Annotated in this window: 7 protein-coding genes; 6 read left to right on the forward strand and 1 reads right to left on the reverse strand. The window is 76.0% G+C overall.

Translation table 11 applies throughout. The features are described from left to right. Nucleotides 1-965, reverse strand: a 965-nt coding sequence (locus B7P34_RS34195; protein ID WP_223268532.1) for an APC family permease, incomplete at its 3' end; no start/stop codon positions are given. 81 nt (nt 966-1,046) lie between these two features. Here B7P34_RS34195 and B7P34_RS34200 point away from each other — a divergent pair. From B7P34_RS34200 to B7P34_RS34225, 6 genes are all read left to right on the forward strand, one after another. Next, on the forward strand, nt 1,047-1,508 hold the full coding sequence (locus B7P34_RS34200) for an Lrp/AsnC family transcriptional regulator (RefSeq protein ID WP_106682045.1): 462 nt from the start codon (nt 1,047-1,049) through the stop codon (nt 1,506-1,508). 4 nt (nt 1,509-1,512) lie between these two features. Next, nucleotides 1,513-3,060, forward strand: a complete 1,548-nt coding sequence (locus B7P34_RS34205; RefSeq protein ID WP_106682046.1) for a carboxyl transferase domain-containing protein — start codon at nt 1,513-1,515, stop codon at nt 3,058-3,060. A 98-nt stretch (nt 3,061-3,158) separates the two neighbouring features. Then, nucleotides 3,159-4,211 carry a FecCD family ABC transporter permease gene (locus B7P34_RS34210; RefSeq protein ID WP_223268533.1) on the forward strand — a complete coding sequence of 351 codons (1,053 nt, stop codon included), beginning with the start codon at nt 3,159-3,161 and terminating at the stop codon, nt 4,209-4,211. Nucleotides 4,212-4,231: 20 nt separating this feature from the next. Then, nucleotides 4,232-5,398: a FecCD family ABC transporter permease gene (locus B7P34_RS34215; RefSeq protein WP_106682050.1), complete on the forward strand. Its 1,167-nt coding sequence runs from the start codon at nt 4,232-4,234 to the stop codon at nt 5,396-5,398. Next, complete coding sequence (locus B7P34_RS34220) at nt 5,395-6,309, forward strand: ABC transporter ATP-binding protein (RefSeq protein ID WP_106682047.1); 915 nt, start codon at nt 5,395-5,397, stop codon at nt 6,307-6,309. The genes B7P34_RS34215 and B7P34_RS34220 overlap by 4 nt, the downstream gene beginning before the upstream one ends. 48 nt (nt 6,310-6,357) lie before the next feature. Then, nucleotides 6,358-7,359, forward strand: a complete 1,002-nt coding sequence (locus B7P34_RS34225; RefSeq protein WP_223268534.1) for an ABC transporter substrate-binding protein — start codon at nt 6,358-6,360, stop codon at nt 7,357-7,359. The last annotated feature ends 82 nt before the right edge of the window (nt 7,360-7,441 follow it).

Raw genomic sequence — 7,441 nt, forward strand, 5'->3', positions numbered from 1 at the left:
GCGGCGCCGCGGGACAGCCATCGCGGGGCCGCGCCGTCGCGGCCGAGGGCGGCGCCGAGGCGGGAGGCGCCGGCGAGGTAGGTGTTGACGGCGCCGAAGGTGAGGAACAGGGCCGCGGCGGCGGCGATCGGGCGGGCCGCCGTGCCGGCGCTCTGCGCGAGCAGGTCGGTCAGCGGGGTGTCCGTGTCCGCGGCGGCCGGGCCGAGGGCGCCGATCGTCGTCACGGCGAGGGCGAGGTAGAGGACGGAGACGGCGGCCAGGGTGTACGCCGTCACCTTGGGCAGGTCGCGGGCCGGGTTCGCGAACTCGCCGGACAGGTGGCTGGCCGCCTCCCAGCCCGCGAAGGCGAAGAACAGCACGCCCGCGGCCGAGCCCACCGAGCCCCAGCCGTGGGGCATGAAGGGGGTGAAGTGCGCGGAGGTCATGTGGGGCGCCGCCGCGAGCGCGGCCCCCGCCAGCACCGCCGCCAGCAGGGCCACCAGCAGCAGCTGCACCCGCCCGGACAGGTGCAGGCCCACGCAGTTGGCCGCGAACGACGCCGCGATGACCACGGCGCCGACCGCCGCGGCCGCCACCGGGCCCAGTCCCAGGGCCCCGGCCACGTACTGGCCGCCGATCAGGGCCGCCGCCACGACGCCGATCGGCACGGCACCGTAGAACCACCAGCCGACGGCCGCCGCGGCCCGCGGGCCCGCGGCCCGGTGCACGAAGGTGGCCACCCCGCCGCCGTCGGGGAACCGGGCGCCGAGCGCGGCGAACGACAGGGCCACGGGCACGCTCGTCACGAGCAGGACCAGCCAGGCCAGGATCGAGGCGGGGCCGGCCGCGTCGGCGGCGAGCGCGGGCAGGGCCAGGACGCCCGGGCCGAGGACGGCACCGGCGCACAGGGCCGTGCCGCTGCCGATGCCCAGTCCCCGAACGGACGGCCGGGAAGGAGCGGGAGCATGGGTGGTTCGTACGGTCACGGAGGCCGAAGTTAGCCCGACCCGTGGCCGTGAAGAGGTCTCGCCGAACGAAATTCGGTGGGTGCGGCATCATGTGCCCTTATGGACGACATAGATTCGGCGATCGTCAGGGAACTGCAGCGCGATGCGCGGCAGACCAACCGCGACCTCGCCCGCACCCTCGGCATCGCCCCCTCCACCTGCCTGGAGCGGGTCAGGGCGCTGCGCCACCGCGGAGTGATCACCGGGTACCGGGCGACGGTCGACCTGCGGGCGCTGGGGCGGCCGGTGCAGGCCCTGCTGTCGGTGCGGATCCGGCCGATGAGCCGGGAGGTCATCGAGGGCTTCAAGGCGTACCTCATCGGGCTGCCCGAGGTGCTCAACGTGTACGTGGTGGCGGGCGGGGACGACTTCCTGGTGCACGTGGCGGTGCCCGAGGTCGACGATCTGCACAGCCTCCTGATGGACCGGTTCTCGGGGCGCCGCGAGGTCGTGGACTTCCGCAGCTCCGTGATCTACCAGCACGTGACCAAGGACGTGGTGGGGCCGCTCGTGACAGGGTGACGGCATGAACGCGAGCAACCACCGCACTTCCGCCCTCGAACTCGTCCGCACCGTGCTGGACCCCGGCAGCTGGCGCTGCTGGGACGAGCCCGTCGACGTCACCACGGACGACCCCGCCTACCGCGCCGACCTCCTCGCCGCGCGCGAGCGCACCGGCCTCGACGAGTCCGTCGTCACCGGCGAGGGGACGGTGCACGGCCGCCGAGTGGCGCTCGTGGCCTGCGAGTTCCGCTTCCTGGCCGGGTCGATCGGCGTCGCGGCGGGGGAGCGGCTGGTGCGCGCGGTGGAGCGGGCCACGGCCGAGCGGCTGCCGCTGCTCGCGGCGCCCGCCTCGGGCGGCACCCGGATGCAGGAGGGGACGGTGGCCTTCCTGCAGATGGTCAAGGTCGCCGCCGCCATCACCGACCACAAGGCGGCCGGCCTGCCCTACCTCGTCCACCTGCGGCACCCCACGACGGGCGGCGTCCTCGCCTCGTGGGGCTCGCTCGGCCACCTCACCTCCGCCGAGCCGGGCGCGCTCATCGGCTTCCTGGGGCCGCGCGTGCACGAGGCGCTGTACGGGGAGGAGTTCCCGCCGGGCGTCCAGGTCGCGGAGAACCTGCTGGCCCACGGGCTGGTGGACGCCGTGCTGACCGCCGAGCAGCTGCCGGGGGTCGTGGGGCGGGCGCTGTCGGTGCTGTGCGGCGAGCCGTCGCCCGGCATCGCCGCCGCCGAGGCCCAGGAGGCCCTCGCCACCCCCGCCCCCTCCGCCGCTGAATCGATTCGCCGGTCCCGCGACCCCGAACGCCCCGGCGTGCGCGCCCTGCTGGACGCCGCCGCCACCGACGTCACCCCGCTCAGCGGCACGGGCGCGGGGGAGCGCGACCCCGGGCTGCTGCTCGCCCTCGCGCACGTCGGCGGCACGCCCTGCGTGGTGCTCGGACACGACCGCGGCAGCCGTACGGACACGGCCGGCGAGGACGCCGACGGCGGGCACGCCGTCGGGCAGGCGCTCGGCCCGGCCGGCCTCCGCGCGGCCCGGCGCGGGATGCGGATCGCCGCCGAGCTGGGTCTGCCGCTGCTCACCGTGGTCGACACGGCGGGCGCGGCGCTGTCCCGCGACGCCGAAGAGGGCGGCCTGGCGGGCGAGATCGCGCGCTGCCTGGCCGACCTGGTGACCCTGCCCGCGCCGACGCTGTGCCTGCTGCTCGGCCAGGGCGTGGGCGGCGCGGCGCTCGCGCTGCTCCCCGCGGACCGGGTCGTCGCCGTCCGCCACGCGTGGCTGTCGCCGCTGCCGCCCGAGGGGGCCTCGGCGATCCTCTACCGCACGACGGACCGGGCGTACGAGGTCGCCGGGCGGCAGGGCGTGCGCTCTGCGGACCTCTTGGCCAACGGCATCGCGGACCTTGTCGTGGAGGAGCCGGACGGCGGTCCGGCTGCCGCGGACGGCGACTTCCTGCCCCGCCTCGGCGCCCTGCTCGGCGCGGAAATGGCCGCCCTCGGCGCACGCGAGCAGGGCGAACGGCTGGCCGACCGGCGTGCGCGCTATCGACGGATCGGGCTGGGAACGTGACGCTCCGGCGCTCATAAATTGGGCATTGAGGGCATTGGCGAGTGGGTGCTCCCTTGAGAATTGACAAGGTAAGCCTTACCTAACCTAGGGTCTCTCCCGTGAACGAGACCGTTCCAGGGGCCGCTCCGGCTGTCCCGGATTCCGCCGTGCCCGCCACCGGGCGCCCGGCCCCGACTCGCCGGGCCGGGCTGCTCGTTGCCGGTGCGGCCGCGCTCGCGCTGTGCGCGGCGCTCAGCCTCGCGGCGGGCTCCCGCGCGGTGCCCCTGGGCACCGTGTGGCACGCCCTGGCCGGTGACGACGCCGGCCGCGACGGCCTGGTCGTCACCGGCCTCCGCGTCCCGCGCACCGTCATCGGCCTCGCCGTCGGCGCGGCGCTCGGCGTCGCGGGCGCCGTCGCCCAGGGCGTCACCCGCAACCCCCTGGCCTCGCCCACCACGCTCGGCATCAACGCCGGGGCGAGCTTCGCCGTCGTCACCGCCATCTACGCGCTGCGCCTCGAACACCCCGCGCAGTACCTGTGGTTCGCCTTCGGCGGCGCCGCGCTCGCCACCGTCGCCGTGCTCGCGCTCGCCCGCCGCGCCGGCGAACTCGACCCCGTACGGCTCGCGCTCGGCGGCACCGTCCTCGCCGCCGTCCTCGCCTCCTGGACCTCCGCGGTGATGCTCGCGAGCCACCGCACGCTGGACGAGGCCCGCTTCTGGCTCGCCGGCTCGCTCGCCGGGCGGCAGACCGGCATCCTGCTGCCCGTCCTCGCGCCCCTGGCCACGGGCCTCGTGCTCGCCCTCGCCATCGCGCCCGCCCTCAACGCCCTTGCCCTCGGCGACGAGACCGCACAGGCCCTCGGCGTGCCGGTCGCCAGGATCCGCGCCGCCGGCGGGCTGGCCGTCGTGCTGCTCGCCGCGTCCTCCGTCGCCGTCGCGGGCCCGCTGTCCTTCGTGGGGCTCGCCGCCCCGCACCTCGTCCGCAGGCTGCTCGGCGCGGACCACCGCTGGCTGGTCCCCGGCTGCCTCGTCGCGGGCCCGCTGCTGCTGCTCGGCTCCGACATCGCCGGCCGGGTCGTCCTCGCCCCCGCCGAACTGGAGGTCGGCATCGTCACGGCCTTCCTCGGCGCGCCCGTGCTGGCCCTCCTCGCGCGGAAGGCGGCCCGATGAGCGGCCCGATGGGCGGTCCGATGAGCGACAGGACCGCACGGGGCGGGGCCGGTGCCGCCCGGGAGCCGGGCGCGGCCCGGACGGCCCAGACGGCGGGGCCGGCTCCGGCGGCGGACACGGTGCCCCGGGCGCCCCGGCTCCGGCGCCCCTTCCCGTACGGTCACGGCAGCGCGCTCGCCCGGCAGCGCCGCCGCACCGCCCTCCTCTCCGCCGCGGCCACGGCCCTGCTCGCCGTCCTCCTCGCCCTCGGACTCGGCGCCGGCGAGGTCCACGTGCCGCCCCTCGACGCGCTGCGGGCCCTCCTCGGCCTCGGCGACACCGCCGACGTGATGCTCGTCCAGGAACTGCGCGCCCCGCGCGCCGCCGCCGCGATCGTCGCCGGCGCCGGGCTCGCCGTAGCCGGTGCCGTGATGCAGCGCGTGCTGCGCAACCCGCTCGCCTCCCCGGACGTGGTCGGCGTGACCGGCGGCGCCTCCCTCGGCGCGGTCGCCGTCCTCGCCACCGGCGCCCCCGCCGCGCTCACCCCCGCGGGAGCGCTCGGCGGCGGGACGCTGGCGGCCCTGCTGCTCGCCGCGCTCTCCTGGCGCGGCGGCGTCACCGTCACCCGCATCGTGCTCGTCGGCCTCGCCGTGCAGCAGGGACTCGCCGCCGTCGTGAACCTCTTCATCGTCCGGTTCCCGGCCGAACTCGCCGCCGACGCCTTGCAGTGGACCACCGGCTCGGTCTACGGCCGGACCTGGACCGAGACGGGCACGGGCGGCGCGCTCGTGCTCGCCGGCATCGTCCTCGTCCTCGCCGGCCACCGCAGGCTCGCCGTCCTCGACCTCGGCGACGAGTCCGCCGGAGGCCTCGGCCTCGCCCCGAACGCGGCCCGCCTCCAACTCCTCCTGCTCGCCGTCCTCCTGGCGTCCGTCGCCGCCGCCCTCACCGGGCCCGTCGGCTTCGTCGCCCTGGCCGTCCCGCACGTCGTACGGTTCCTGGCCGGGCCCCCGACGGCCGGCTCGCTCGCCCTCACCGCGCTCGGCGGCGCCGTCCTGCTGCTCGCCTCCGACCTCGCCGTCCTGCACCTGCTGCCCGTCCACGGCCTGCCCGTCGGGGTCGTCACCGCCACGCTCGGGGCGCCCTGGCTGCTCGTCCTGATGCTGCGCCGACTCAAGCCCGCCACCGCTGAGAGCACCCCCCGATGAGCGACGCCCGCCGCACGCCCCCGCCTTCCCGCGGCCACGCCGCGAGCGCCCCGGCGGCCACGCGCAGCCCGGAATCCGCCGACGGCACCCCTCCCTCCAACACCCTCGCCGCCCACCGCCTCAGCCTCGGTTACGCCGGACGTACCGTCGTCGACGGTGTCGACCTCACCGTTCCCGCCGGTGCCGTCACCGCCGTCGTCGGGCCCAACGCCTGCGGCAAGTCCACCCTCCTGCGCGGGCTCGCCCGCCTGCTCGCGCCCGCCGCCGGCACCGTCACCCTCGACGGCACCGACATCCACCGCATGCCCGCCCGCGCCCTCGCCCGGCGGCTCGGGCTGCTCCCGCAGCAGGCCGTCGCGCCCGAAGGCGTCACCGTCGAAGGGCTCGTGCGCCTCGGCCGCTACCCGCACCAGCGCATGCTCACCCCCTGGTCCGAGGCCGACCGGGCCGCCGTCGAGGAGGCCCTCGCCCGCACCGGCACCGGCGCCCTGCGCGACCGCCCCGTCGACCAGCTCTCCGGCGGGCAGCGGCAGCGCGCCTGGATCGCGCTCGCCCTCGCCCAGGACACGCCCCTGCTGCTCCTGGACGAGCCCACCACCTTCCTCGACCTGCGCCACCAGCTCGACGTGCTCGACCTGGTCGACGAGCTCAACACCGAGGCCGGCCGCACCGTCGTGATGGTCCTGCACGACCTGGGCCAGGCAGCGCGCTACGCCGACCACCTCGTCGTCATGTGCGACGGCAGACCGGCCGCCGCCGGCCCCCCGGCCGACGTCCTCACGGCCGAACTCGTCGAGAAGGTCTTCCAGGTGGAGTGCCGGGTCGTGCCCGACCCGGAGACCGGCACGCCCCTGGTCGTCCCGCGCGCCCGCCCCGGCGGACGCGGACACCGCGCCGCCCGGCCCCGCTGACCCCACCCCCCGCACCCGCTCCCCACACCGCTCAGACAGGAGTCCGCCGTGACCCACCTCCGACCACCCCTGCACCGGCTGCGCAGAGTGCCCGCCGCACTCCTCACCGTGATCATGGGGGTTGCCGTGCTCGCCGGGTGCGGCGGCGACGACAAGGCGAAGGACGAGGGCAAGGCCGGCGCCGGCACCGGCTTCCCGCGCACGGTCACCCACGCCATGGGCACCACCGAGATCAAGAAGAAGCCGGAGCGCGTCGTCGTCCTCGACACCGGCGAACTCGACGACGTCACCATGCTCGGCATCGAGCCCGTCGGCGCGGTCTCCCCCCACATGAAGACCGAAGGCGGCTTCCCGCAGTACCTCTCGGCGAAGACGAAGGACACCAAGGACGTCGGCCCCATGGCCGAGCCGAACATCGAGCGGATCATCTCCCTCAAGCCCGACCTGATCCTGTCCTCCAAGGTCCGCCACGCCAAGGTCTACGACCGCCTCAAGGGCATCGCCCCGACCGTCTTCACCGAGACCACCGGCGCGCCCTGGAAGGAGAACCTCAAGGTCCACGCCAAGGCCCTCGGCCTGGAGAAGGAGGCGCAGGCGGCCATGAGCGCGTACGAGAAGCGCGCCAAGTCCCTCGGGGAGGAGATCAAGAAGAAGAACAACGGCACCATGCCCACCGCGTCCGTCGTCCGCTTCGTCGCCGGCCCCACCCGGCTCTACCAGAAGGCCTCTTTCAGTGGCATCGTCCTCTCCGACGTCGGCCTGCGCCGTCCCGCCTCGCAGGACGTCGACGCCGCGATGACCGACGTCCCGGCGGAACAGATCGACAAGGCCGACGCCGACCTCGTCTTCGTCACCGTCGCCGACGACCCGAAGAAGACCCAGCAGGGCGCCGTCCAGGCCAACCCGCTGTGGAAGGGCCTCGGCGCCGTCAAGAACGGCAAGGTCGTGCAGGTGCCGGACGAGACGTGGATGTCCGGCATCGGCATCCAGGCCGCGAACCACGTCCTGGACGACATCGCCAAGGCCGCGGGCGTCGACGCACCCGAGTAGCCCCCGGCAGACGAACCCCCGTTCCCCGGACCCGCCGCCGGGCCGACACCCCTCCTCCTCACCGGCCCGGCGGCGCCCCCCC

Source organism: Streptosporangium nondiastaticum (assembly GCF_003011965.1).
GTDB lineage: Bacteria > Actinomycetota > Actinomycetes > Streptomycetales > Streptomycetaceae > Streptomyces > Streptomyces nondiastaticus.